The sequence below is a fragment of the Salmonella sp. SAL4457 genome (assembly GCF_046548235.1).
In the GTDB taxonomy this organism is placed as follows: Bacteria; Pseudomonadota; Gammaproteobacteria; order Enterobacterales; family Enterobacteriaceae; genus Salmonella; species Salmonella enterica.
Map to the genome: position 1 here is coordinate 1 of NZ_JBGDZO010001246.1, position 239 is coordinate 239.

At 64.9% G+C, this 239-nt stretch carries 1 protein-coding gene; it reads right to left on the reverse strand.

What is annotated here, in order from left to right; translation table 11 throughout:
- A partial coding sequence (locus ACLJNW_RS28180) for a hypothetical protein (RefSeq protein WP_410961925.1) occupies positions 1 to 239 on the reverse strand: 239 nt, incomplete at both ends.

Genomic DNA, 239 nt, shown 5'->3' on the forward strand with positions numbered 1-239 from the left:
GCGGTGGCGTGCTCGACGGGAACACCGTGTCGTAGGCTTCCTTGTCCGTCACCAGGCCCAGGGAGATGCTGCTGTCGCTGGGGTTGCCGCTGGCGTCCGGGCCTGCGGCGTCCTTGCCGGTGGAGACCCGGTTGGCGTTGCTGCCGCTTTCGAAAAGGATCTTGCCGTTGTCGCTGATGGCAATGAAGGTGCTGCTGGCGATCTGTACCTCTCGCTGGCCTTCGTCGCCGTTGTAGGAG